The sequence below is a fragment of the Nostoc sp. FACHB-280 genome, from assembly GCF_014697615.1.
Classification (GTDB): domain Bacteria; phylum Cyanobacteriota; class Cyanobacteriia; order Cyanobacteriales; family Nostocaceae; genus Nostoc_B.
In genome coordinates, this window is record NZ_JACJSD010000065.1 from 1 (window position 1) to 24252 (window position 24252).

At 40.4% G+C, this 24252-nt stretch carries 26 protein-coding genes; 18 read left to right on the plus strand and 8 right to left on the minus strand.

The annotated features are described in order from the left end of the window. Window positions 1–108: 108 nt before the first annotated feature. The 3 genes from H6G75_RS29665 to H6G75_RS29675 form a co-directional block, all read right to left on the minus strand. Window positions 109–843, minus strand: a complete 735-nt coding sequence (locus H6G75_RS29665) for a filamentous hemagglutinin N-terminal domain-containing protein (RefSeq protein ID WP_190983490.1) — start codon at window positions 841–843, stop codon at window positions 109–111. A 352-nt stretch (window positions 844–1195) separates the two neighbouring features. Beyond that, window positions 1196–1489, minus strand: coding sequence for a hypothetical protein (locus H6G75_RS29670; protein WP_190983491.1), 294 nt, complete (start codon window positions 1487–1489; stop codon window positions 1196–1198). 293 nt (window positions 1490–1782) lie between these two features. Next, window positions 1783–3357 (minus strand): alkaline phosphatase, encoded by a 1575-nt coding sequence (locus H6G75_RS29675; RefSeq protein WP_190983492.1) that lies wholly within the window; start codon window positions 3355–3357, stop codon window positions 1783–1785. A gap of 215 nt (window positions 3358–3572) precedes the next feature. Here H6G75_RS29675 and H6G75_RS29680 point away from each other — a divergent pair, with 215 nt between their 5' ends. Beyond that, window positions 3573–5027 carry an aminotransferase class I/II-fold pyridoxal phosphate-dependent enzyme gene (locus H6G75_RS29680; RefSeq protein WP_190983493.1) on the plus strand — a complete coding sequence of 485 codons (1455 nt, stop codon included), beginning with the start codon at window positions 3573–3575 and terminating at the stop codon, window positions 5025–5027. A gap of 160 nt (window positions 5028–5187) precedes the next feature. Further along, window positions 5188–6306 (plus strand): DNA-processing protein DprA, encoded by a 1119-nt coding sequence (dprA, locus tag H6G75_RS29685; protein WP_190983494.1) that lies wholly within the window; start codon window positions 5188–5190, stop codon window positions 6304–6306. 61 nt (window positions 6307–6367) lie between these two features. Here dprA and H6G75_RS29690 read toward each other — a convergent pair whose 3' ends face one another. Further along, window positions 6368–6916 carry a hypothetical protein gene (locus tag H6G75_RS29690; RefSeq protein ID WP_190983495.1) on the minus strand — a complete coding sequence of 183 codons (549 nt, stop codon included), beginning with the start codon at window positions 6914–6916 and terminating at the stop codon, window positions 6368–6370. Between the two features lie 386 nt (window positions 6917–7302). Here H6G75_RS29690 and H6G75_RS29695 point away from each other — a divergent pair, with 386 nt between their 5' ends. From H6G75_RS29695 to H6G75_RS29705, 3 genes are all read left to right on the plus strand, one after another. Further along, a complete protein-coding gene (locus tag H6G75_RS29695; protein WP_190983496.1) occupies window positions 7303–8376 on the plus strand; it encodes a DUF1350 family protein in 1074 nt (357 codons plus the stop codon). Window positions 8377–8724: 348 nt separating this feature from the next. Further along, window positions 8725–9276 carry a J domain-containing protein gene (locus H6G75_RS29700; protein ID WP_190983497.1) on the plus strand — a complete coding sequence of 184 codons (552 nt, stop codon included), beginning with the start codon at window positions 8725–8727 and terminating at the stop codon, window positions 9274–9276. 19 nt (window positions 9277–9295) lie between these two features. Next, complete coding sequence (locus tag H6G75_RS29705) at window positions 9296–9568, plus strand: DUF3143 domain-containing protein (RefSeq protein ID WP_062289537.1); 273 nt, start codon at window positions 9296–9298, stop codon at window positions 9566–9568. Window positions 9569–9697: 129 nt separating this feature from the next. Here the strand turns inward: H6G75_RS29705 and uppS are convergent, their stop codons facing one another. From uppS to lysA, 3 genes are all read right to left on the minus strand, one after another. After that, window positions 9698–10447, minus strand: coding sequence for a polyprenyl diphosphate synthase (uppS, locus tag H6G75_RS29710; protein WP_190983498.1), 750 nt, complete (start codon window positions 10445–10447; stop codon window positions 9698–9700). Further along, a complete protein-coding gene (gene cdaA, locus H6G75_RS29715; RefSeq protein WP_190971222.1) occupies window positions 10444–11367 on the minus strand; it encodes a diadenylate cyclase CdaA in 924 nt (307 codons plus the stop codon). Before cdaA ends, uppS begins: the two co-directional genes overlap by 4 nt. A gap of 91 nt (window positions 11368–11458) precedes the next feature. Then, window positions 11459–12862: a diaminopimelate decarboxylase gene (gene lysA, locus H6G75_RS29720; protein WP_190983499.1), complete on the minus strand. Its 1404-nt coding sequence runs from the start codon at window positions 12860–12862 to the stop codon at window positions 11459–11461. A 241-nt stretch (window positions 12863–13103) separates the two neighbouring features. Between lysA and H6G75_RS29725 the strand changes: the two genes are divergently transcribed. The 3 genes from H6G75_RS29725 (at window position 13104) to H6G75_RS29735 (ending at window position 17553) form a co-directional block, all read left to right on the plus strand. Continuing rightward, the gene (locus H6G75_RS29725; protein WP_242051691.1) at window positions 13104–13799 is read left to right on the plus strand and encodes a Uma2 family endonuclease; all 696 of its coding nucleotides are present in this window, start codon (window positions 13104–13106) and stop codon (window positions 13797–13799) included. Between the two features lie 193 nt (window positions 13800–13992). Next, complete coding sequence (rimI, locus tag H6G75_RS29730) at window positions 13993–14541, plus strand: ribosomal protein S18-alanine N-acetyltransferase (RefSeq protein WP_190983500.1); 549 nt, start codon at window positions 13993–13995, stop codon at window positions 14539–14541. 540 nt (window positions 14542–15081) lie between these two features. Next, window positions 15082–17553, plus strand: coding sequence for an ATP-dependent Clp protease ATP-binding subunit (locus H6G75_RS29735; RefSeq protein WP_190983501.1), 2472 nt, complete (start codon window positions 15082–15084; stop codon window positions 17551–17553). A 97-nt stretch (window positions 17554–17650) separates the two neighbouring features. On the opposite strand, the gene H6G75_RS29740 is transcribed toward H6G75_RS29735, so the two are convergent. Continuing rightward, window positions 17651–18787, minus strand: a complete 1137-nt coding sequence (locus tag H6G75_RS29740) for a type I restriction endonuclease (RefSeq protein ID WP_190983502.1) — start codon at window positions 18785–18787, stop codon at window positions 17651–17653. Between the two features lie 505 nt (window positions 18788–19292). Between H6G75_RS29740 and H6G75_RS29745 the strand changes: the two genes are divergently transcribed. The 10 genes from H6G75_RS29745 (at window position 19293) to H6G75_RS29790 (ending at window position 24098) form a co-directional block, all read left to right on the plus strand. After that, entirely contained in the window at window positions 19293–19478 is a 186-nt protein-coding gene (locus H6G75_RS29745; protein WP_242051692.1) for a hypothetical protein, read from the plus strand. Window positions 19479–19586: 108 nt separating this feature from the next. Next, window positions 19587–19757 (plus strand): DUF6888 family protein, encoded by a 171-nt coding sequence (locus H6G75_RS29750; protein ID WP_190983503.1) that lies wholly within the window; start codon window positions 19587–19589, stop codon window positions 19755–19757. 14 nt (window positions 19758–19771) lie between these two features. Beyond that, window positions 19772–20320, plus strand: coding sequence for a DUF6887 family protein (locus H6G75_RS29755; protein WP_190983520.1), 549 nt, complete (start codon window positions 19772–19774; stop codon window positions 20318–20320). 410 nt (window positions 20321–20730) lie between these two features. Continuing rightward, entirely contained in the window at window positions 20731–20949 is a 219-nt protein-coding gene (locus H6G75_RS29760; protein ID WP_190983504.1) for a hypothetical protein, read from the plus strand. Next, a complete protein-coding gene (locus tag H6G75_RS29765) occupies window positions 20939–21301 on the plus strand; it encodes a type II toxin-antitoxin system PemK/MazF family toxin (protein ID WP_190983505.1) in 363 nt (120 codons plus the stop codon). Before H6G75_RS29760 ends, H6G75_RS29765 begins: the two co-directional genes overlap by 11 nt. 106 nt (window positions 21302–21407) lie before the next feature. Beyond that, on the plus strand, window positions 21408–21725 hold the full coding sequence (locus tag H6G75_RS29770) for a hypothetical protein (protein WP_190983506.1): 318 nt from the start codon (window positions 21408–21410) through the stop codon (window positions 21723–21725). Further along, window positions 21722–22090, plus strand: a complete 369-nt coding sequence (locus tag H6G75_RS29775; RefSeq protein WP_190983507.1) for an aspartyl protease — start codon at window positions 21722–21724, stop codon at window positions 22088–22090. Before H6G75_RS29770 ends, H6G75_RS29775 begins: the two co-directional genes overlap by 4 nt. Before the next feature lie 111 nt (window positions 22091–22201). Beyond that, window positions 22202–22474 carry a hypothetical protein gene (locus H6G75_RS29780; RefSeq protein ID WP_190983508.1) on the plus strand — a complete coding sequence of 91 codons (273 nt, stop codon included), beginning with the start codon at window positions 22202–22204 and terminating at the stop codon, window positions 22472–22474. Next, complete coding sequence (locus H6G75_RS29785; RefSeq protein ID WP_190983509.1) at window positions 22471–22836, plus strand: clan AA aspartic protease; 366 nt, start codon at window positions 22471–22473, stop codon at window positions 22834–22836. The genes H6G75_RS29780 and H6G75_RS29785 overlap by 4 nt, the downstream gene beginning before the upstream one ends. A gap of 236 nt (window positions 22837–23072) precedes the next feature. After that, the gene (locus H6G75_RS29790) at window positions 23073–24098 is read left to right on the plus strand and encodes a multicopper oxidase domain-containing protein (protein WP_190983510.1); all 1026 of its coding nucleotides are present in this window, start codon (window positions 23073–23075) and stop codon (window positions 24096–24098) included. Window positions 24099–24252 lie beyond the last annotated feature (154 nt).

The following is a 24252-nucleotide window of genomic DNA, read 5'->3' on the forward strand; positions in this document are numbered from 1 at the left end:
TCCAGTTTTAAGGCTTTTTGTAGTTTCTCTATTTGCTGAGAAGTTAAATGATTTTTTGCTGGCATTATTCCTTTTTTTTACTTAATTCAGCTTTCTATTATACACAATTTAAATGCTGAACAGCTTAGTAACTAGACTATTAGGAGCAACACTTCCTAATTCAATATTTCCCGACTTCGCTGTTATATTTCCTCCATCTAAGAATAAATTACCGCCTACTAGTGCTAATGTTTTACCTGACTGCACCTGTAAGCCAACAGGTTGCTCAATCACATTCATTGCTTCATTGGGACTTGCTTGAGATAAATTGCGGATAGGAGCTGCGATCGCTGTAAATTGTAAACCAATGGGAATACTGACAGATAATAGAGATGGAACTTGTGTATCTGTGGCACTAAATGTCTTACCATCAGCAAAGTTAATCCTATTAGCTGTACTTGCCAGAAAAGAACCGCCAATATTTAATGTAGCTTGAGGCCCAAACACAATTCCGTTGGGGTTAATCAAAAACAAGTTAGCTGTACCTCCAGCGTGGAGAGTACCATTAATTTCAGAAACAGAATTACCTGTTACGCGGCTGATAATGTTTTGAATACCAGCAGTATTTTGAAAACTAGCTGTAGTATTAGCAGGAACAGAAAAATTCAAAAAACTATGGAAGAGGTTATCACCGAGGCGAGTACCCCCTGTAATTATTGTAGTATTGTTCTGTGTTGTGACTTGAGAATTGGTGGGCAATGTCCCATCCTGCATGATTTGGGCAGAAGTTGAGTTAGCAGAAAAAGCCATAACACTACCTATTGCACTGCCTAAAATTCTTGACCACCAATGAAGATTGCTCATATCTCCACACAACTCACTGAACAATTGTGATTGTACTTTCAAAATGCAATCACCTGTTGAATAATTGACAAAATTCGCTTGTTATGATTCTTATAAACGTTTATTTTTAATACTATTCTGAAACTTTATTTTTAGAGAAAAGAGTTTTATAAAAGAGTACTAAATTTATAAAAAAAAAGCGGTGTTATCCTTATTAAGGATAGCACCGCTTTTTTGATTGAGAAAATTTTTATTTTGTTTTCGTAACTTACTAGTAATAGTAAAAGAAAGATTACCCCATTCTAATATTTACTACAGAAAAATGTTTCCCAATCTGCTTTTTTGCCTTGTATGAGCAAGATGCAGTGTATTTTTAAGGAAAACCACAGTCATACCATTGTCCATTCTGGTAATAACACTGTAATTTAACCTTGGGCGGGGTAATACTGGGCAAAATTCCTTGATTTTCTTGGCTAGATTTAACTTGACTTAGGTCGATTAAGAACTGTAATTGAAAGGATTTTAAATCTGAAAGACCATATTTTTCTAATAATTCAACTAGTTTATCATGATTTAGACTACTGTATATTTCTTTGGACAACTCAGCGTGTAACTCTGGTAATATTTGCGAATCAAGAACTGTTGGTTCTGTTTCTTGGGATTGCATAGATTTAGGTTGACCTTTTAATTTAGTAGACAAATGAATTTAGCTGTTTAGCATTGCTGAGTTAAAAGTCACGAGCTTGAGGCGTGAACTTTTCTCTCTATTTATAAATTCAAAGTGACACCGAAGAATTACGCATTGCTTAACAAAATTTCATATTTTCCTCTATAAAATTACGCAAAAAGAAGACACAAAGCCAGCCAGTAGGGTGGGCAATGCTAACGATGTAAAAATGAGAATTTAAGCAATTTTTTTGCATTGCCCACCCTATGGTTGAGAATTGTGCAGGATATGAATCAAGCTTGGCGATATGCTCCTGGTTGCCCATCTTGGACAACGAAGGAAGCTAGGGTGCTGATAGAAGCATTGGGGTCAACGATGCTAGAAACTGCTCGATAATCACTTTGCCACTGTTTAGGAGTAACTTGGCAACGGACGTAACCCCGGAATGCACCATCGAAAAACTTGGTGTGGGGATTACTTCTCAAGGCGGCTTGGACTGGTGCAATGAATGAGGTGGGGAAGTCTGAGGTGATGGAAGTACCGACGAACTCAGTCGCTACAGTTGGAGAGGCAGGATTATTAAAATCAAGTTTGATGTCGTGTACCCAACTGGAATGGATATCGCCTGTAATGACTACAGGGTTAGTAGGTCGGCGATAGTTGAGATAATTCACAATTCGCTGACGTGCAGCTACATAACCATCCCATTGATCTAGATTGAATACTCCGATTTCTGGGCGAGGGTCAAAATCAAATTGAGCAAACATTGTCTGTTGAGCAATAATATTCCAACGGGCGCGGGATTGGTCTAAGCCGTTGAATAGCCAGCGTTCTTGTAGTGAGCCTGTCATTGTGGCATTTTCATCAAAGGCTTGTACGCACCGGGGCTTGAGTCCATCATTACAAGGTTGGTCTGTGCGGTATTGACGAGTATCTAAAACGTGGAACTGAGCTAAATTGCCATAATTCAACCGCCGATAAAGCTGGAGGTTTGCACCATTAGGAAATGAAGACAGACGCAATGGCATGTGTTCGTAGTAGGCTTTGTAGGCATTGGCGCGACGTTGGGCAAAGACTTCTGGATTAACGTTATCTTCGGAAATTAAGTTGGCGTAGTTATTTTCTACTTCGTGGTCATCCCAGGTGACTATCCAAGGAAATGCTGCATGAACCGCTTGCAAATTTGGGTCTGTTTTATAAAGTGCGTGACGGTTACGGTAGTCTGTCAGAGTCATAATTTCTGGGCTATTATGCTGACGCGGCCCGCCTGTTTCTGGCCCGTATTCGTAAATGTAATCACCCAGATGTACAACTAACTCAATATCTTCTGCTGCTAGATGGCGGTAGGCGGTGTAAAAGCCATTTTGCCAATCTTGGCAAGAAACAAAAGCGTAGTTTAGTTGTTTGATCAAACTATGAAATGCTGGTGCTGTGCGAGTCCGTCCGATGGGGCTAAGTTCATTACTGACGCGGAACTGATACCAATACCAACGGTTAGGTTCTAAGCCTTGAACATCAACGTGTACTGAGTGGGCTAAATCTGCGATCGCTAAAGTTCTACCACGTCGGACAACTTTTCGCATATTCTCATCTAGGGCGACTTCCCAATGTACCACCACGTTTCTTAGTGGCATTCCACCACCATTTAAGGGGTCTGGTGCTAACCTTGTCCATAACACCACACTATCTGGTAAAGGGTCGCCAGATGCTACACCCAAGGTAAAGGGATAGCTAGAAAATCTGGATGTTGCTAATGCTGGTTGCCATTGGCTGGTTAATGCTAAACCTGTAAAAAATCCCGCACCCAGCAAAACACTCCGCCGTCTATAACGATTTGATAAGAGGCGATCGCAATTGATAAAATCCATATCCACCCTTAATGAATTTGCCGTATAAATGCGATGAACTTATCAACCGACAATCAAGCACAGATTAAGAAAAAATTAAAAGTATGAAGTGTGAAGTCTGAAACTTTCATAGCATTCCCAAATCATTAGTGAACCCAAAGATCCCCGACTTCTTGAAGAAGTCGGGGATCTGAGCCTCTCGATTCTCATCAATCAAATAAGATTGCTATAGATTAATGCTCAACCAAAAGGAAGCACCTTTATTAGATGCGCTCAAAGCTTGTACAATCAAGCCTCACTCGCCGTTTTACACTCCTGGACATAAGCGGGGTCAAGGAATATCGCCAGTATTGGCTGATTTACTGGGTGAAAAGTTATTTCGGGCAGATTTAACTGAATTGGCTGAGTTAGATAGTTTGTTTTCTCCCCAAGGTGTAATTCAAGCCGCCCAAGCATTAGCAGCACAGGCGTTTGGTGCTTCACAAACATGGTTTCTTGTCAATGGTTCTACCTGTGGCATTGAGGCGGCAATTCTGGCTACTTGTGGTATTGGCGATAAAATTATTTTGCCCCGCAATGTGCATTCTTCAGCGATCGCGGGTTTAATTCTTTCTGGGGCGATGCCAATTTTTATCAATCCCGAATATGACCCAGTTTTTGATATTGCCCACAGTATCACGCCCGAAGCTGTCGCAACTGCCCTAAAACAGCATCCCGATGCCAAAGCGGTGTTGACAGTGTATCCCACATATTATGGTGTTTGTGGAGATTTGGGTGCGATCGCCAACATCACCCATCAATATAATATGCCTTTGTTGGTCGATGAAGCCCACGGCGCACATTTCGCTTTTCATGATGAATTACCTACTCCAGCTTTAGCCGCAGGTGCAGATTTAACTGTCCAGTCAATTCATAAAGTCCTCAGTGCGATGACACAAGCATCGATGCTGCACATTCAAGGAGAGATAATCGATCGCGATCGCATTAGTAAAGCTTTGCAACTAGTTCAGTCTACCAGTCCGAGTTACATACTTTTAGCTTCGTTAGATGCCGCACGTCAACAAATGGCGCTGAATGGTGAACAACTCATGTCGCAGACTTTGGAACTTGCAGATATAGCCAGAAACAAAATCAGCCAAATTCCTGGGTTATCGATTTTGTCACCAAAACTATCACCTGGTTTTTGGGAATTAGATAGAACTCGGTTGACAATTAACGTCAGTAAATTAGGTTTAACTGGGTTTGAGGCGGAGGAAATTTTAAATGAAAAGTTGGGTGTAACTGCGGAATTTTCTTCCTTACATAATTTGACTTTTATTATTAGTTTGGGAAATACCATTAACGATATTGAGCAATTAATTCAAGCTTGTCAAATTCTTGTCGAAGAGTATAACTGTAAGAAAGTTTTTATCAAGACTACTCTTGAGCAGAATTTTGCTGAGTATACGGTGCAGGTATCTCCCCGTGATGCTTTTTTTGCTGCTCATGAAACTTTACCAATAGAACAAACAAGCGATCGCATTTGTGCCGAAATTGTCTGTCCCTATCCTCCCGGAATCCCGGTTTTAATGCCAGGAGAATTAATTACTCAAGCAGCCATATCATATCTCCAACAAATTCAAGCGATGGGCGGGATAATCAGTGGATGTGCAGATCCAAGTTTGCAAACTTTAAAAGTTGTTAAAAATTAGGGTGTTGCCACATTGTTGCACTCGCAATAACAGTCATAACAACCCTATAAACTGTAACCTGTCCCCTGTAACCTATAACCTATCCCCTCTTTTTGAAAAAACTGTAGCTACTGTGAATGATTTGGGAATACTCAACGAGAATGGGTGTGAGGATCAGTCAGTGGTAGAAGAACGTGCATATTGGTTAGCTTGGGGGCAAATTTCGGGAATTGGCCCAGTTTTATTGCAACGTTTAAAACAGCGTTTTGGTAGTTTATCTACAGCTTGGGAAGCGAGTAAAGCTGAATTAGGGGAAGTTGAGGGTTTTGGTTTGCAAACTTTGGGCAAAGTAATTAAAATGCGATCGCAGTTACATCCAGAACAATTACTTACCCAACACCAACAAGAAAACCCGCATTTTTGGACACCAGCCGATGCAGAATATCCCCGCTTACTACTAGAAACACCCAGTCCGCCGCCTGTTTTGTACTATCGGGGTGAAGTTGATTTATCTGAAAACTTCGGACAAAAACCGATGGTGGGAATTGTTGGTACTCGTCAACCTTCAGAGTATGGGATTCGTTGGACTCGCCAAATCAGCACAGCTTTGGCAAAAAATGGCTTTACTGTTGTTTCTGGTATGGCGGAGGGAATTGATACCGAAACCCACAGCGCCACAATTAAAGCTGGTGGACGTACACTCGCAGTTTTAGGAACGGGTGTAGATGTGATTTATCCCCACAAAAATCGGGATTTGTACAAACAGATTTTAGATGCAGGTTTAGTTTTAAGTGAATATCCCGCCAAAACCCCACCTGAACGCACTCATTTTCCCCGACGTAATCGAATTATTGCTGGCTTAAGTCGGGCAATTTTGGTGATGGAAGCACCTTTAAAATCTGGGGCGTTGATTACTGCTACCTACGCCAACGATTTTGGCAGAGATGTTTATGCACTACCAGGAAGATTAGATGATTATCCATCCCAAGGTTGTTTAAAGTTAATTTCCCAAGGCGCTTCGATGATTGTTCGAGAATTAGATGAACTATTAACTTTGTTGGGTGCTGTACCCCAATTAGATACAGTCGCGCCTTCGCCAAGCGCAGAACAGTTAAATTTGCCGAATTTATCACCGCAAATGCAACAGATAATTGATACGATCGCCTGTAATACTGTACCCTTTGATGCGATCGTCCAAACAACAGGCATTCCCGCTAGTTCTGTGTCTGGTTTGTTATTACAACTAGAACTCATGGGTTTGGTTTCCCAACTCCCAGGAATGCGCTATCAAAAAATGTAAGAATTCAGAACTCAGAAGTCAGAATGATTCATTCAACATTCTGACTCCTAAATTTCGACAGTTAATTTACTTTCGTCTCAGTTTTTAAAGCAGTAGAAGCTTCTGCGGATTTGATAACTCTTCTACCCCAAGGTTTCAATACAGAAACACCAATAATCGCAAGTATAAAGCCTGTTTGAATAGCACCACCGATTAAAACACCTTTGATATCAAAATTGTACAGGGGATTGCTCAAGGCTTGCGATCGCTCAATATCTGAAATACTAGTAGCAGCGTTCAACCAAGGCCCTAACCACACAGTTCCAGTCGTAATCAAACTAACTGTCACCACCCATTTGAAGATTACCCAATAGTGTTTAAAAAATCCCCAAATTGTTAACCAGCAGAGCAATCCACCAGTCAATAAAGACAGGTTAGCAGAGGGAATAATCACAAAATCATCCAGCAATTTCAAAGCAGCATTAACCGCATACAATTCATCACCGTTAGTAGTATGACTATTTTTTAAGGCGATCGCTATCATGCTCAAAGCCGTACCAAACCAAATACTACCGAATGCAACATGGGCTGAAAGTAACCAATTTTTCTGTTTAACGTTGAGCTTGGGCATAAAATCTCCAAATTTTACTATTTTTAATGAATAATTGCTGTCTAAGTCTAGATTTTATCAACCTATCTGCCACAGTCGTTTAGATAACGACACTACAAGACAATATCATCAATTGTAAAGAAAAGTTACAGTTAACGTAATTATTACTTAACGTGCAGTATTTAATGACAAACCACGAACGTACAGCAAAATTCAGAATCACACACAATAGTCTCTCTATCTAAATTCGAGAACTAAACTGTGTACTTCAGTCACTTATCATCTGCTGTAAATTACTGCTACTTCCGAATCAAATGAGATGCTGAGAAGCCATCTCAGCATATCTTTATTAGGCGTGTTTTGATTCATCAAAACACCTCAATTTCTACTATTTACCAAGCACAAACATGACAAATTTAAAGTTGAGATTTAAACCTGTTTCCTTTAGCTGGGTAGCACTACATCCCCAACCTAAAGGCGTAATTCAATTCATTGGTGGGGCTTTTTTCGGCACGTTTGGGCCAATGTTCTTTTATCGCTATTTGCTGGAATGCTTATATCAGCAAGGCTATACAATTATTCTCTTGCCGTTTAACTTTACTTTTGACCATTATAGGGAGGCAGGGTTTCTTATTCGAGAGCAATATAAACTCATACCAGAACTAGTCAGAATGGCAGAAGTAGCAGGTTATGACTATAAAATTTATCTCGATGATTCTAACTTTTCTTGGATAGGTCACAGTATTGGTTGTAAATATATTGCACTTTTAGAAGCTTTTAGTGCTTTGCCTAAAGAGCCTGAAAAAATAGAAGCTTTTGTTTGGAAAATAGTCAAAGAAACTTCAGGAAATTTATCGCCAGAAAAACAAGCTAAAAAAGTTAAAAGTATTGTCAACGATTTAGTAACCCTAATTCGTGACCTAGAAAAGCAACGTAAAAAGGCTAAAGAATTAACTTCCTATTATGTTAATCAAGATTTAGACCAAAACCAAACAGATTTTGATTCATCGAATGTCAAAATTAACAGCATCTTTATTAAAAGCCAAGCATCTCTACTATTAGCACCAGTGAATACTGGACTAGACAGCGCCATTAAACCCAAAGCTTTAGCAGATTTTATTATCAGTCTGGGTTTTAACGTTAAACCAACACCCGAAGAAACCGAGGCTTTAATTAAAAACAGTAATTTGTTTAATTTGCTGGGTTTGGTTTATTTTCCTTTAGACAATATTGGCAAATCTACAAGGGAATGGTTTTTTAATGACTTGCAAAAACCCCCGGAAAGTTTACGCGAAAAACTCAAGGGTGGACATTTAAGACCTTTAGGAATCCGTATTGGTGATTTAGTTTTCAATTTTCCCGATACTTTTTCTTTACCACCTATTGAAGCCGTCAACAAAAGAAATGCCGAATTTGAAACGCCTGTGCTGAAATTACTGGCTGCTTTAGAACAAAAGCGCCGAGAAATGAAGCAAAAATAAGATAAGTATCGAAATACTATTGGTATTGTTGAATGTGGGGATAATTTTTTGCATCGGTTCACACTGCTTTCAGCAATACCAATAGATAATCTATCTTAATTTCCCTCTTAATTTACCTTATCTTCCTTGTCCTCCTTGTCTCCCTTGTCACTCCTTCTAATTCTACATACCTACACCCATTCTCAAAAAACAGTAAGTTCTGACAATTATTGGATTTGCTAGGAGTCTGTGCTGAAAAATAGCCTTGAAATCTAATGATTTTTCCCTCTGTGTAACAGGCAGGCAGGTTTACAATATTAGAAAAAACTTGATTGCAAACCTCAAACAGCCGTGAACCAAAACGGGGCAATGCCACAAAGTAGTGAAACCTCCTACTATTCTTTATTAGGACTGCATCCCTCAGCATCGGTAATCGACATTCGCCGTGCTTATCGGGAAATGAGCAAACGCTATCATCCTGACACTACAGAATTACCTGCGTCCCTTGCTACTGCTAAATTTCAGCAAATTAATGAAGCTTATGCTACTTTAAGCCATCCAGACAGGCGACTCAGTTATGATTTGAAAATTGGTTATTCCCGCTTTGGTGTAATTCAAGCACCTGCGGATTTGCATCGTCCGGTGCGTTATTCTTATGATTACTCGAAATCGGCATACTTGGATGCCAGCGATCGCCCCCTTTCTTCTGGGGAAATTTTCGCTTTATTTATTCTGGGGCTGACTTTTGTGGGATGTTTGTTACTGGCGATAGCTATTGGATTCGCTCGTGGTGAAGCAGCTTTTCAAACTCAATCACCCCAACCAACCCCAAAACAGCAAATTTCTTCCCTTACCCAATCCCCTAGTTCTGGGGAATTGCTAAACTATAACTTTTCCATCTTCAAATCAACTATTTCCTAACGCACCATCTCAAATTCTTATGTCTCTTCTGCCAGCAGATACCCCTTTATATAATCATCCTCTGCCACAAATTGAGCAATGGCTAAAAGACCAAGGTTGTCAACAAGATGAAACACAACTTCATTGTTGGCGCGTGCAAAGACCTGATTGGCAAGCTGAACTTTGGTTAGATATTGAACAAATCGTAGTTAGATATCTCGAAGCTGGCGAAAATCGTCAAGAAATCCAACGCTCATTCAAGTATTCTCTCAGCCGGGAAGATATCGAACAAGCGGTATTTTCTGGGCCGTGAATTAGAGGCTAGAGGTTAGAGGTTAGAGGTTAGAGAAAAAGAAGAATAAATCTAAATTTAGTAAAGTAAGCAAAAATTTAGAGTCAGTAATATACTCGTCCCTAGTCCCTAGCCCCTAGCCCCTAGCCTCTAAACTTTCCCAAATCTTCGATCGCGTTGCTGATAAGCACACAAAGCTCGGTGAAATTCAGTGCGGTCAAAGTCTGGCCAAAGCGTCTCAGTAATGTAAATTTCTCCATAAGCCATTTGCCAGAGAAGGAAATTTGAAAGACGCATTTCACCGCTAGTACGGATTAATAAATCAGGGTCATCAATTCCGGCTGTATACAGATGGCTTTCAAATACCGCTTCATCGATTTCATCTGGTTTGAGAATACCTTGCTCGACTTTTTCGGCGATCGCTCGACAAGCTTGTAAAATTTCCTGCCGTCCACCATAATTAGTTGCCACAGAAAATTTAATACTGCGATTATTCTTTGTCGCTTCCATTGAACGGGTAATTTCTTCTTGCAGTGACTTTGGTAAAGCCTGCAAATTCCCCACAAACTGAATTTGCACATTTTCCTCGACCATTTCCCGCAGTTCTTGGCGTAAAACTACTTGGAATAAAGTCATCAAAAAATCCACTTCTTCCTGCGGTCTTTTCCAATTTTCCGTAGAAAAAGCATAAGCTGTCAGTGCTTCAATTCCCCAGTCTTTGCAACAACGCAGCAAATCCTTCAAAGCATCTACACCACGCTTATGTCCCATAATTCGCGGTAAACCTTGACGTTTCGCCCATCGACCATTGCCATCCATAATTACCGCAACGTGTTTGGGCAGTAGTTCCCGGTTCAAGTCGGGAGGCAAATATAGCAGTTCAGTTTGTTGTACAGTCATTTTTTGTCTCGTGAAGCGGTCGATGGTAATCCAAGTAAACGTGAAAATAGTACCAGTGCCTTACTACCAATCTGACGCACCCAGCTTAATAGACCAGGAGCAACTGCTTCCCGATCTACAGTTGGAGATAATCGAGCCTCTAAGGACTCTTTCAGTTTTCTAATGGTCAGTGGTCTATTTAGGGTTCCCCGTTCCGCTAAGGAAATAGAACCTGTTTCTTCTGATACAACTACACAAATACAATTTTCGACCCGCTCAGTAATTCCCATCGCTGCCCGATGGCGTGTACCCAACTGGCGCGAGGCTGTGCGTCCCGAAAGTGGTAGAATTATACCTGATGATACAATTCGTGAGCCGCGAATTAATGTCGCTCCATCATGTAACAAAGTTTTTGGCTGAAAAATTGTTTGTATAAGTTCCTTAGAGACCTCGGCATTCAGCTTAACTCCAGGCACAGAAAAATCTCGCTCGTCAATTGGGCCAGTGGTTTCTAGAATTAGCAAAGCTCCAATTCGGTTTTTTGAAAGTTCTTTCACCGCATCGACAATTTCATCAATCACACTATCAGATTTGGGGATGGATAAACTTGATGTTTGAAACAACTGACGTAATTCTCCCCGCCCTAGTTGTTCCAAAAAACGCCGAAATTCTGACTGTAAGGCTACTGCCATTGCCACAGCACAACCAATCACTAATTTTTCCAAGACAAAATTCAGCAGTGGTAAGCCTAATCTACCGCTGAGTGCCGATGCCAACATTAAAATAATAAATCCTCGCACCATCCATAGTGTCCGGCGCTCACTAATAATCACTAGTATCATGTACGTCAGCGCCAGCACTAATACTATATCCAGAGTCCCAAGTAGCAAGGACTGCGACCATCCTAGGTTTGTCAGCCAATGCTTTGACCAATCTTTCATGACATCTGGATTATCTTTCTGTATCTATAAGGTTAATCATTTGTCATTTGTCATTAGCCATTAGTTTTTGCAAATGACTAATGACTAAGGACTAATGACTAATTTTTAGTCTTTCTGGTAGACAATCTTGCCGAATCAAGTCTTGATAAGTTTCGCGTTGCAAAATCAAATTTGCTTCGCCATTGGCTACTACTACTGCTGCGGGTCGGGGTAAGCGGTTGTAGTTAGATGCCATACTGTAATTGTACGCACCAGTCGCCATAACCACCAGAATATCTCCTGGTTCAGTTTTGGGCAGTTGGGCATTTTTAATTAGGATATCTCCTGATTCACAATGTTTACCAGCTACGGTGACTGTTTCTGTTACATTAGCAGACATTTTATTAGCAACTACAGCCCGATAAACTGACTGGTAAGTGATTGGTCGGGGATTATCGGACATCCCACCATCAACAGATACGTAGGTACGAATTTCTGGTACTACTTTGGTTGCGCCAATAGTATAGGCAGTAATACAAGATGTCGCAATTAGCGATCGCCCTGGCTCACATAATAGCTTTGGTAAAGGCAAATTTTCCGCGGCACAAGTTTCTTGAATAACTTCACAAATTACCTTTACCCAATCTTCAATACTTGGGGGATCATCAGATTCTGTATAGCGAATACCTAATCCACCACCAATATTTAGTTCCGTTAAACTTAAACCATACTTAGCAGTATCGCGGAACCACTGCACCATGACAGCCGCTAAATCCTGATGGGGTTGCAGTTCAAAAATTTGGGAACCAATATGGGCGTGCAAACCTATACAGTTTAAGGAAGGTTGCTTGCTCACAAAGCTAAATACTTCGTCTAAGTCGTTGGGGTCAAAGCCAAACTTACTATCTAAATGTCCGGTGCGGATATATTCGTGGGTGTGACATTCAATACCCGGAGTTAGCCGCAGCATGATCCGAACTGACTGGGTATTTTGGGTTAATTCCACCAAATTGTGTAATTCTTGCCAGTTATCGACAACAATTGTCACACCAGATTCAATTGCTAAAACTAGCTCTGGCTGGGATTTATTATTACCGTGGAGGTAAATTTTTTCAGGACTAACACCAGCAGCTAAAGCTGTGTAAAGTTCGCCACCAGAGACGACATCAATTCCCAAGTCTTCCGAGGCTGCGATCGCACAAACAGCTAAACAATTCCAGGCTTTAGAAGCATATAATACTTGAGATACACCAGGGTAATATTGCTTAAAAGCATCTCGGTACTGCTGACAAGCCGCACGGAGAGTTTCTTCATCTAAAATATAGAGTGGCGAACCAAACTGCTGTACTAGGGTTGTGACATCACACCCACCAATTTCCAGACAGTCATTACTGTTAACCCTAGCTGTTAAAGGTAACAGTTCCTGGTTCGGCGAAATAGTTTCGTTTGGGTTACGCTTTTGAGGCAAATACTGAGTCCCAGTATGTTGAACCTCAGTGGGGTGAGTCGATACCATAACTATTTAAGTTGTCCTTATACAAATTAAGAGCTTGAGGAAGTGTCCCGATTTTCAGTTTACCAACTCAGTGCTGAGTAAAAAGTACAAGAAAAGTTTCCCATAGCCGGAAATCAACTCTTAAGGTCAGTTAGTGTGAACGCAGCACTTTTGATCAACGCTGTTTCAGTTCACCATAATCCTTTTAATCTATTGATTATTAGGGTTTATGGCTCACGGTCAAAGTTTTGGAGAAAAAATTATGACGCTTAGTTCTCCTATGACTCTTCTATCAACCCTGCCACCTTTGGAAAACGGTGACAAACTCACCCGTATAGAATTTGAGCGTCGTTATCATGCTATGCCGGAAGTGAAAAAAGCGGAACTGATTGAAGGCATTGTTTATATGGCATCTCCGTTACGAGTGACAGGTCATGGTGAACCCCATGCTGACGTTATCATTTGGTTGGGACTTTATAAAGTAGCTACACCTGGGGTTAAACTGGCTGATAATTCCACTGTCCGCTTAGATGCCGATAATGAACCCCAACCAGATGTATGCTTGAGAATTGCCAATGGCGGACAGACGCGCGTTAGTGACGATGATTATATTGAAGGTGCGCCAGAGTTAATTGTAGAAGTTGCCGCTAGTAGTGTTTCTTTGGATTTGCACGAAAAGTTAAAAGTATACCGCCGCAATCAAGTGCAAGAATATTTAGTCTGGCGTGTGTATGATAATGACTTTGACTGGTTCAAGTTAGAGCAAGGGGAATATATCAAACTTGCGCCTAATCATGAGGGTGTGATTTACTCTCATATCTTTCCGGGTTTATGCTTAGATAAAGCAGCATTATTAGCCGGGAATTTAGCAAAAGTTTTAGCAGTTTTGCAGCAAGGTTTGGCTAGTCCAGAACACCAAAGTTTTGTTGAAAACCTTGCCAGTAAGTCCCCCTTATAAGTAGGTCGTCGTGAATATTTATCGTCAGGATAAGGCAGGAGGCAGTGGTTCGGCTACTTCGACTGCGCTCAGTACAAGTTCGCTCATTAACCGGAGGCAGAAGGCAGGAGTAAAGAGGCTTTTAGCTTAGTTAATCTTCCGTAACATAGTTAGGTTTTTTCCCACAGACTTACTTAATTTTGATTAGTTAAATGTGATTTCATCAGAATTAAAATTGCGATCGCTCACAACCGATGACCTTAGTACCATCCTCGAACTCGATCAAACTTGTTTTGGTGGTCTTTGGACTTTAGCAGGTTATCAACGCGAATTAGAAAGCCCAAACAGCGAGTTATTGGGTTTGTTTGCACCATTGTCGAGCATTAAACTTTTGGGTATGGGCTGTTTTTGGTCGATTGTTGACGAAGCCCACATTACTATATTGGCGATTCATCCCCAATATCATCGTCAAGGTTTGGGGCAGGCTTTATTGTACGCTCTCTTGAAGACAGCCTGCGATCGCGGTTTAGAACGCGCCACCCTAGAAGTAAGAGCTTCTAATGTTGCCGCTATATCCTTATATGAGAAATTTGGCTTTAAAACTGCGGGACGGCGACGGCGTTATTACAAAGACAACGACGAAGATGCTTTGATTTTGTGGTTATCAGAATTGCAATATCCACATTTTCAAAAAACTTTAGACCAGTGGCACACCATTGTCAGCCAACAGTTGAGCCTATTTTCTTGGCAATTGATTAGTTAGAGGCTAGGGGTTAGAGGCTAGAAGCTAAGAGTTAGCAGGAATGATATTGAAAGCTGAGATTGAGGCACAACTTACGTATCTAGCTCATTTTTTGGTGACATAGTATCAGCTATTCAGGAGAAAACTCACAACCAAACTAGAAAACCATCTTAATCTAGTCCCTAGCCTCTAGCCCCTAGTCCCTAACCCCAGTTAATTCATTAGAATTTTTAATAAGAAAAATTTTTATATTTTAAATAAAAAATATTTTTAGAAAAATTTTGACTTTTGAATTCAAAATGTGCTAATAATTAGTATTTGTGACTGGTAAAATTAAATTATCATAACAACGGCTAACTATTTACAACTCAAGCTGAAAAGCCAGTAAATCAAAGCTCCTCAACTCGGTAGCCGTAGCAAAATTCATCAACAGTTGACAAATCCACCCATCAATTTGAGTAGTCTCCCTTGGATGTCTATTATTTGTGATACAGACACCCAAAACCTTAGCCTGTGCTAAAATCAGCGTACCGGCACGACGCAGGTGATGGGAAAAATGCCATGTTTGAACGCTTCACAGAAAAAGCCATTAAGGTAATCATGCTGGCCCAAGAAGAGGCCCGCCGTTTAGGTCACAACTTTGTGGGAACCGAGCAGATCCTCCTGGGTCTGATTGGGGAAGGCACAGGAGTTGCGGCCAAGGTGCTGAAATCAATGGGTGTCAATCTCAAAGATGCCCGTATTGAAGTAGAAAAAATCATAGGCCGGGGTTCAGGCTTTGTGGCCGTGGAAATTCCGTTTACGCCACGGGCAAAGCGGGTTCTGGAACTATCCCTAGAAGAAGCGCGCCAATTAGGGCATAACTACATTGGCACCGAGCATCTGCTGTTGGGCCTGATCCGGGAAGGGGAAGGTGTAGCAGCCAGGGTGCTAGAAAACCTTGGGGTGGATCTATCTAAGGTAAGAACCCAAGTCATCCGAATGCTGGGAGAAACAGCAGAGGTTTCGGCGACCGGGCAATCGGGACGCACTAAGACTCCTACCTTGGATGAATTCGGCTCGAACCTAACCCAGATGGCGACGGACAACAAACTTGATCCAGTCGTAGGACGCGCAAAAGAAATTGAACGCGTAATTCAAATCTTGGGTCGCCGGACAAAAAATAACCCAGTGCTGATTGGTGAACCAGGGGTTGGTAAAACCGCGATCGCCGAAGGTTTGGCGAGCCGCATTGCCAACAAAGATGTCCCCGACATCCTGGAAGACAAGCGCGTAGTCACACTCGATATCGGTTTGCTGGTAGCAGGTACCAAATACCGGGGTGAATTTGAAGAACGCCTGAAGAAAATCATGGACGAAATTCGTCAGGCGGGTAACGTGATTCTCGTAATTGACGAGGTACACACCCTAATTGGTGCAGGTGCAGCCGAAGGTGCCATCGACGCAGCAAATATCCTCAAACCAGCCTTGGCTAGAGGTGAATTGCAGTGTATCGGTGCGACCACCCTCGATGAATACCGCAAGCACATTGAGCGCGATGCAGCCTTAGAACGCCGCTTCCAGCCAGTGATGGTAGGTGAGCCGACAGTCGATGAAACTATAGAAATATTGCATGGATTGCGCGATCGCTACGAGCAACATCACAAGTTGAAAATTTCTGATGAAGCTTTGATTGCAGCAGCGAAATTGTCTGACCGTTATATCAGCGATCGCTACTTGCCAGATAAAGCCATCGACTTGATTGATGAAGCAGGTTCGCGCGTGCGGTTAATCAACTCCCAACTGCCCCCCGCAGCCAAAGAGTTAGATAAAGAACTGCGCCAAATCTTAAAAGAAAAAGATGATGCAGTGCGTTCCCAAGACTTTGATAGGGCTGGGGAACTGCGCGATCGGGAAATGGAAATCAAAGCCGAAATCCGCGCGATCGCCCAAAGCAAAACCAACGGTGCAAGTGGTGACGGTGTAGAACCAGTTGTTACCGAAGAAGACATTGCTCACATCGTTGCTTCCTGGACAGGTGTACCAGTCAACAAGCTCACCGAGTCCGAATCCGAAAAGCTGCTGCACATGGAAGACACCTTGCATCAGCGCCTCATCGGACAAGAAGACGCAGTGAAAGCAGTTTCACGGGCAATCCGTCGGGCGCGTGTCGGTTTGAAAAACCCCAACCGACCCATTGCCAGCTTTATCTTCTCCGGGCCGACTGGGGTAGGTAAAACTGAGTTGGCAAAATCCTTGGCTTCTTACTTCTTCGGTTCCGAAGAAGCAATGATCCGCCTGGATATGTCGGAATATATGGAACGCCACACAGTCAGCAAACTAATTGGTTCGCCTCCAGGTTACGTTGGTTATAACGAAGGCGGTCAATTAACCGAAGCTGTGCGCCGTCGTCCTTATACCGTGGTGCTGTTCGATGAAATCGAAAAAGCCCACCCCGATGTCTTCAATATGCTGCTGCAAATTTTAGAAGACGGTCGGTTAACCGATGCTAAAGGTCGCACCGTTGACTTCAAGAACACCTTGCTGATTTTGACATCCAACATCGGTTCCAAGGTAATTGAAAAAGGCGCTTCCACAATCGGCTTTGAATTTAATGAAGATGCTGGTGAATCGCAGTATAACCGCATTAAAACTCTGGTCAACGAAGAACTCAAACAGTACTTCCGCCCAGAATTCCTCAACCGTTTGGATGAAATCATCGTCTTCCGTCAACTCAACCGCGAAGAAGTCACCCAAATCGCCGACATCATGCTCAAAGAAGTCTTTGGTCGCCTGACAGAAAAAGGTATCACCTTAGAAGTCACCGAACGCTTCAAAGACCGTCTCATCCAAGAAGGTTACAGCCCCAGCTACGGTGCAAGACCGTTACGTCGGGCAATTATGCGCTTGTTAGAAGATAGCCTCGCAGAAGAAATTCTGTCTGGTCGCATCAAAGATGGCGATACCGCCTTAGTTGATGTCGATGAAAACGGCAATGTGCAAGTTAGTTCTCAACAGCGCCGGGAATTGTTACCTCAAGGAATTGAGTCGTAATTAATATTTGGGATTGAGTCTCAAATAAATATGAGAAAACGGTAGAGCAATTAACACTCTACCGTTTTTATTTTTTTGATTCACTTGATATCAGCTACTATGACTCATATAGCTCTACTGATTTTGGCTGCTTTAAACTATTTTGAGTTAGATATTTAGCTCTATCCTTTAGAATTTCTACTAATCCATAAATTTCATCTAGACTTGAAATGGATTTTTTAGCTTCTTTACCATCCACATCAATAATGCCGATATATTTTTTATTGGACTTAAACCAGAGTCGGCAAACAGTTTTAGATACCTTATTATCAAGGTTAATGCCAAAATAGTTTTTTGTAGCTCTAGATTGAAGCTGACTAATATCAATAACTTCTCGTAAAATAGCCTTCACAATTAAAAAACCTTCCATTTCTTCCTCTGTTATCGGAATTTCATTCTCAGATAAGGAAGAATCTGCTTCTGTGTCTACTTCTGTGTCTTGATTAGAAGTAGATTGTGCGCCTGAAGTTATAGTGTCAGGAAGATCAATAGCTGATTTTAATCTATCCGTGATTCTGTCATTAATAAACTCTTTGAGCGACCGCTTTGTAATTTCTGTAAATTTAGTTGTGACTGATACTGTTAATTTTCCTGTGTATACTTGGCTGGCAAAGAATTTAACAAATTCTGGTGATGGTTCAGTCAGCTGTTCTGCCATCAGGCGTTTAATCTCTTTTGTATAAAGAAGATTTTTGGCAAAATCTGCCATCTGCTCAGGATTAAACGCTATTTTAGAAAACCGTTTAAGCTCATTCACCATAGATTCATTAAAATCCATCATGTTGAACTCAAAGAATGGTTTCTCATCCATAACATTAGTTTTCTCTGTATCAGTGTAAAACCTGTAGAGAATACCATTAGTTAAGATACCAAACTTAGCTTCTGTAGCGTGAAAGTATCTGTGTAATTGTGAGCTATGTTTTGGATGTTCTAGACTCGCGCCACACCATTTACATTCAATAAGAATGATAGGAACACCATTCATATTAATTGCATAATCTACTTTTTCTCCTTTTAAACCAGGTACATCAGCCGTAAACTCTGGGCAAACTTCTGTTGGATTAAAAACGTTATACCCTAGTGCATTAATGAAAGGCATGACAAAAGCATTTTTGGTAGCTTCTTCAGTCAAGACTTGCTCTTTTAGTTTTGGAATTTGCTGAGAGACAGCTTTTATTTGATCAATAAAATCCATATTTTTAGTAGATGATAATAGTGAAAATACGAATGCAAATAACCTATTTTGAATGGCTAAATAACTAAGTAAATTTGCATCCTAAATTACATCATCTCTGTAATATTATTTCTGTGCCACCGAGTTATTACTGTTCTTAAGCGAGGGTCTTTCTGACAAAAATTTGGTATAATTACTTACGGCAATAAAACTTATTATTATTCCGCTCAAGAGTATTAGCATTTAATAAACAATTTTAAGTTTCCTAATTTCAGTAGTAAGGAAGTAGAAATAATGTTGAATGTAGACCTGATTCGGAATACCAGAATTTATCAGTAAGCATTTGAAGAAGTCGAACTACAAGCTAAGTTAGAAATAGTACCTGTTTTACTGGAATTAGGATTAAGTATCCAGCAAATAGCTGAAAGATTAAAACTAGATATAGAAAGAGTAAGAGAAGCAGCAAGGAGTTAGTATTTTTCTGATCAGGAATAACTGGGAATTTGCAGAAGTATGGATAGATCCTATGTTGTCTCCTCCATATATTCTTTTATTACTCTGCGATAGTGAGCAAAACTGTCAAATTTATGACCCAGCACAAGGTTATAAAGTTATATTTTCTAGTAGCAATTATGAAGCAGCTAAGTTGTGGTTATTAGAGGATGAATATGAACCAGTTGAAGGTAGGTTATTGGCTAATGAATTATTCTAACTGGAGCGATGAGTTATGCAGCACGAGAGGCGATCGCACAACATACTCTCGTAACCCCGTATACTGTTAATTGAAAAATCTATAATAAATATACCAAGCACAGGGTACATGAAACCCACAAACGAACAAACTCAAACACTTTATAGAATTTGTTATCAACTTACAAAAATTTATAAAAGTATAGAATTGGTAAGGTTAGACGAACGTACAGGTAATTTATATGTACTGGCTGGAGACAATCTAGAGTTCGAGATTGAACCGAGTGGAGAATATAAATAATTGGAGTAACAAGCATGACTTTAGCAAAGTATCAAGGTATGAATCTCGATGAACTACGTCGTTATGTCCTCACGCATAGAGAAGATACTGAGGCTTTTTATGCTTATGTAGATCGCTCAAAAACTGAAGGGCGTATGGTTACTATAAACCCAAATGATGAAAATTTGGAAGAAAAAATTGCAGATGCAGTTAGATATAGTAATAATTCTATTCGGTGGTATTGCAATAATACAGAAAAATATCAAAAACAATCTCAGATAATTACTGAATGGTGGAGCAATTTAGATAATAAATTGATGAAACTATATCAGACAGATAGCATCAAAAATACTGGCATAGCTGGATGGAAACCAGAAAATAGTAGTCAATCAGTAAAATTTAGAATTACCGAACCAAGTTTAGAAATTGGTCAATTCACTACTTTAGTTAAATACAGAGATGAAGATAGCAATATCTATCAAATAGAAGCAGTGGCGATAGATTTGGATATGGACAAGCAAAACTTGTTTGTTTGGACAACTACATCAGTAGAGGTATTTATTTTTTCCGCAGAGAAGGATTAGAGAATAAGGCTTCAGCTTCAGCCAAATACTTGATATCATCAATGGTAAAAAGCTATTCAAATTCCTCAACTATGACTGAATTACTACAGCTTGCGATCGCAGAAATTGAAAAATTACTAGCATAATAACAAAATGCGATCGCTACGCGTATTCTAGATGAACTAAAAGACGAGCAAAACTGGAAAATTCGCTTTCAAGCCACAACAGATCATCAATGGGATAGTTTAGCTGAGATGGTACGCCAAGAAATTGCAGCTGGAGAAATTACACCTCTCGATGAAGTTTTTCCATCTCAGTCATGAAGTCCAGTGTAACAAGGTTATTGACTGATGAATTATTCTCACTGGAGCGATCGCCCATAACATTCTTGTAAGCTACGATAAACACAAGCCAGCTATTATTGTTAATTTATGGAAATATCAAAATTAACTTCTGAGATAGAAAACACACAAATTGAGACAAAATCCATATCCGTGAAACCTCAAACCATCAACAGACGCGAGTTTATGAAGTTGTCATTAGAAGAAAGACAACGCATATTAGCAGAACAAGCCGAGCAAATGTTATTACATTACGAACAAAATAAAGAGTGGCAAGAATTAGAGACAGGAGACTTGCTTGACTACTAGCTCTTCTACACCTAGACGGGGTGATATTTGGCTGGTTAATTTTGACCCAACACTAGGAGCAGAAATCAAAAAAATCAGACCTGCTGTGGTGGTCAGTTCTGATGGTGTTGGTAAATTACCAATTAAATTAATTGCACCTATCACAGACTGGAAAGAATACTACGCTGGTAATATTTGGCACGTCAAACTTGAACCAGATACCATTAATAACTTAACAAAAACTTCTGCTGTCGATGTTTTACAATTGCGCGGTATGGATGTGCAAAGATTAATCCGCAAAGTTGGAGAATGTTCAAGTGAATTTATGGAAGAAATAGCTACAGCCATTGCTGGGGTAGTTGAATATTTTTGATCAACATTTCTTGTTTATCTCAGCATTTTTTGATTACTCTAACTAGAGCGATCGCACAGCATACTCTCATAAGCTACGATAAACACAAGCATATCGTAAAGCAACTATGACTAATACAAAGCCTGTTCGCCGTCGTCAACAAGGAAGAATCTTTCCAGAATTTACTTTACCACCAGAAGAGTTAGCTAGACGAGCAGAAGAAAGAAACGCTCGTGGACAAAAAGCGCGTGTGACTTTTGATAGAATGTGTCCGCAATTAATAGATGAACATTACAATTGGTTTATTGTGATTGAACCAAACAGTGGTGATTATTTTATTGACCCAGATATAGAGATTGCTGAACAAAAAGCACGCCAAAAATATCCGACTGGCTGGCTAGTTACTTTCCGTCTCAATGAAACAGGTGCTTGTGGACGGATATGATTTCAGGCAGGTTTGGTGAAATTGGGGAGTTAATTTTTGAGATAGAGCTAATAGCTATTGACGGAGAGGAGTATTCAATTGACTTGTTATTAGATACAGGATTTACGACAGGTTGGTTAGTAATTGATATTCAAGATATCGCCAGCCTGGGATGGAATTTAATTGAACAAAATCGCACTATGCAAATGGTACGTGGTGAAGCAATTTTCGATATATATGAAGGCAAAGTTAAGTTAGATGGGCAGGAATATATTATTCCTGTGTTGGCTGGAGATGGAATTCCTGAGCCTCTTTTAGGTTTACAGTGGTTGAAAATATTGCCGCTATCTGTCAACTTTCCGAATGGAATATTAATGTTGGGTTAAATGTAAATTCAACTATTACATATATTTTAGCTTGATACGATTACAGCAATAAAATCTTGTGAGTAAAACACTTGTAAAATAAGTAAGCGATCGCCATAAAGGAGCAAGACCATGCAAGCTATTCTTTTAAGCCGTGAAGAAGTTGGCAAACGCGCCAGAGAACTCTACGAAAATGGCATTCGTCAGCAAGTAGAAACTGATGAAAACATCGGTAAAATGGTGATTATCGATATAGAAACTGGCGAATATGCAGTTGATGAATTAGGCATAGAGTCAGCACATTTTTTACGAAAAAAGAACCCATTAGCGCGACTGTTTGGTATTCGTATTGGCTACAAAGTCGCTGTCTCGTTTAACGGCTATCTGGAGCGTGATACTAAGTGATTTCTGGTATTGTGAAAAATGGACGCGCAACTGTTAATGTTGTATTTCGCCTACCCAATCAACCAGATTTTTCGATTGAATTTGTGATTGACACAGGTTTTACAGATTATCTGTGTCTACCGCAAGCAGCAGTAGCTGTATTAGGTCTACCCTACCTATATGATGTTTATGCAAATTTGGCTGACAATAGTAGTGTCATAATACCATTACATCAAGCTGTAATAATTTGGAATGGCGAGGAAAGAGAAATTAATATACTTGCAACAGGAAGACGGCCTTTATTGGGAACTGGTTTATTGCGTGGGTGTGAACTAAATATCCAGTTTACAGAAGGCGGTTTAGTGACGATTGATAATTTATAGCGACATCTCAGCTTTTGTAATTATTATTGATGTCTAGATAATCTCTTCAGCAGAGTCATACAATTACTGCGATCGCCTTTATAAAAATTAATATCTGCCATTCAGCTTTACTACCTAAGATAGATGCAGTATAAAAACAGGAATTATTGACAATAATTATTACTTCTTATACTATCTAAAATAGTAGTTGCAAAAGATTTGCAACTTTTTTTGTGCCATTTTTTGGTTTTAAGGTGATGCCCAACAACTTGGTTCTGGGTAAAGAGCAGATATTCAGCCGTCGTCAACTGCTGAAACTGGGAATATGTGGTGCTGGGGTTGCTGGTACTGCCGCACTTTGGCATACTCTGAATGCACAAAGCAAGTCAATAGTTAAAGTTCCGCCGTTGGAAATAGCAGCAACAAACCAAGCTGTAAATCCTATGCAGATGCTACGAAATTTCGATTATGGCGTAGTTAAGCAGGAGAACGGACGGACTGTTAGAGAATTTCAGTTAACTGCGGGGACTTCTGTCATTCAGCTTAATAGTGCTGTTTCCTATAACGTTTGGGATTTAAATGGTCGTATTCCAGGGCCGACGTTACGGGCGAAGCAAGGCGAACGTGTGCGGATACTATTTCTCAACAAGGCGGGACATTCCCACTCGCTGCACTTTCATGGTGTTCATCCCGCAGAGATGGATGGTATTCGTCCAGTTAGTAATGGTAGTGCGGCAATTTATGAATTTGATGCAGAACCTTATGGGGTTCACTTATACCACTGCCATATTGCACCAGTAACTCGTCATATTGCCAAGGGTTTGTATGGGATGTTTATTATTGATCCTCCCACACCGCGTCCCCCGGCTGATGAAATGGTGTTAGTCATGGCTGGGTATGATGTCAATGACGACAGCCACAATGAATATTATGCTTTTAACGGATTACCGCATCACTTCATGGATAATCCCATCCCGATTTATCAAAATCAATTGATTCGTTTATATGTTCTTAACATCATTGAATATGATCCGGCGGTGACTTTTCACTTACACGCCAACTTCTTTGATGTGTACCGCACTGGAATGACCATGACTCCCAGCGAGAAGACGGATGTGATTACGATGGGTGTTGCAGAAAGGCATATTCTAGAATTTGCTTTCCGCCATCCAGGCAAGTATATGTTCCATCCGCATCAAGATGCGATCGCAGAAAATGGTTGTATGGGTCAATTTGAAGTAATTGCTGATAATTCTTCGCAAACTACTCGCCAAAATTCTTAGCTGATTTAGCTATGAAATTCACGTCAAATTAACCATAAACAGTAATGTTAGTAACTTTATATCTCAAATAAATTGAAAAAAATATTAAATTACGTTCAAAAATTTAACCAGTAGTTGCTAAAGTATGGCATTACCTGGAAAATGAGCATAGCCA

Bases quoted from the DNA above. Each gene is read 5' to 3' on its own strand.
- H6G75_RS29755 (WP_190983520.1), top strand. From the start codon at position 19,772: ATGACTTTAGCAAAGTATCAAGGTATGAATCTCGATGAACTACGTCGT.
- cdaA (WP_190971222.1), bottom strand. From the start codon at position 11,367: ATGAAAGATTGGTCAAAGCATTGGCTGACAAACCTAGGATGGTCGCAG.
- H6G75_RS29760 (WP_190983504.1), top strand. From the start codon at position 20,731: ATGGAAATATCAAAATTAACTTCTGAGATAGAAAACACACAAATTGAG.
- lysA (WP_190983499.1), bottom strand. From the start codon at position 12,862: ATGGTATCGACTCACCCCACTGAGGTTCAACATACTGGGACTCAGTAT.
- H6G75_RS29770 (WP_190983506.1), top strand. From the start codon at position 21,408: ATGACTAATACAAAGCCTGTTCGCCGTCGTCAACAAGGAAGAATCTTT.
- H6G75_RS29745 (WP_242051692.1), top strand. From the start codon at position 19,293: ATGTTGTCTCCTCCATATATTCTTTTATTACTCTGCGATAGTGAGCAA.
- H6G75_RS29690 (WP_190983495.1), bottom strand. From the start codon at position 6,916: ATGCCCAAGCTCAACGTTAAACAGAAAAATTGGTTACTTTCAGCCCAT.
- H6G75_RS29790 (WP_190983510.1), top strand. From the start codon at position 23,073: ATGCCCAACAACTTGGTTCTGGGTAAAGAGCAGATATTCAGCCGTCGT.
- H6G75_RS29780 (WP_190983508.1), top strand. From the start codon at position 22,202: ATGCAAGCTATTCTTTTAAGCCGTGAAGAAGTTGGCAAACGCGCCAGA.
- H6G75_RS29740 (WP_190983502.1), bottom strand. From the start codon at position 18,787: ATGGATTTTATTGATCAAATAAAAGCTGTCTCTCAGCAAATTCCAAAA.
- H6G75_RS29750 (WP_190983503.1), top strand. From the start codon at position 19,587: ATGAAACCCACAAACGAACAAACTCAAACACTTTATAGAATTTGTTAT.
- H6G75_RS29705 (WP_062289537.1), top strand. From the start codon at position 9,296: ATGTCTCTTCTGCCAGCAGATACCCCTTTATATAATCATCCTCTGCCA.
- H6G75_RS29695 (WP_190983496.1), top strand. From the start codon at position 7,303: ATGACAAATTTAAAGTTGAGATTTAAACCTGTTTCCTTTAGCTGGGTA.
- uppS (WP_190983498.1), bottom strand. From the start codon at position 10,447: ATGACTGTACAACAAACTGAACTGCTATATTTGCCTCCCGACTTGAAC.
- H6G75_RS29675 (WP_190983492.1), bottom strand. From the start codon at position 3,357: ATGGATTTTATCAATTGCGATCGCCTCTTATCAAATCGTTATAGACGG.
- H6G75_RS29670 (WP_190983491.1), bottom strand. From the start codon at position 1,489: ATGCAATCCCAAGAAACAGAACCAACAGTTCTTGATTCGCAAATATTA.
- H6G75_RS29775 (WP_190983507.1), top strand. From the start codon at position 21,722: ATGATTTCAGGCAGGTTTGGTGAAATTGGGGAGTTAATTTTTGAGATA.
- H6G75_RS29700 (WP_190983497.1), top strand. From the start codon at position 8,725: ATGCCACAAAGTAGTGAAACCTCCTACTATTCTTTATTAGGACTGCAT.
- H6G75_RS29665 (WP_190983490.1), bottom strand. From the start codon at position 843: ATGAGCAATCTTCATTGGTGGTCAAGAATTTTAGGCAGTGCAATAGGT.
- H6G75_RS29735 (WP_190983501.1), top strand. From the start codon at position 15,082: ATGTTTGAACGCTTCACAGAAAAAGCCATTAAGGTAATCATGCTGGCC.
- H6G75_RS29680 (WP_190983493.1), top strand. From the start codon at position 3,573: ATGCTCAACCAAAAGGAAGCACCTTTATTAGATGCGCTCAAAGCTTGT.
- H6G75_RS29725 (WP_242051691.1), top strand. From the start codon at position 13,104: ATGACGCTTAGTTCTCCTATGACTCTTCTATCAACCCTGCCACCTTTG.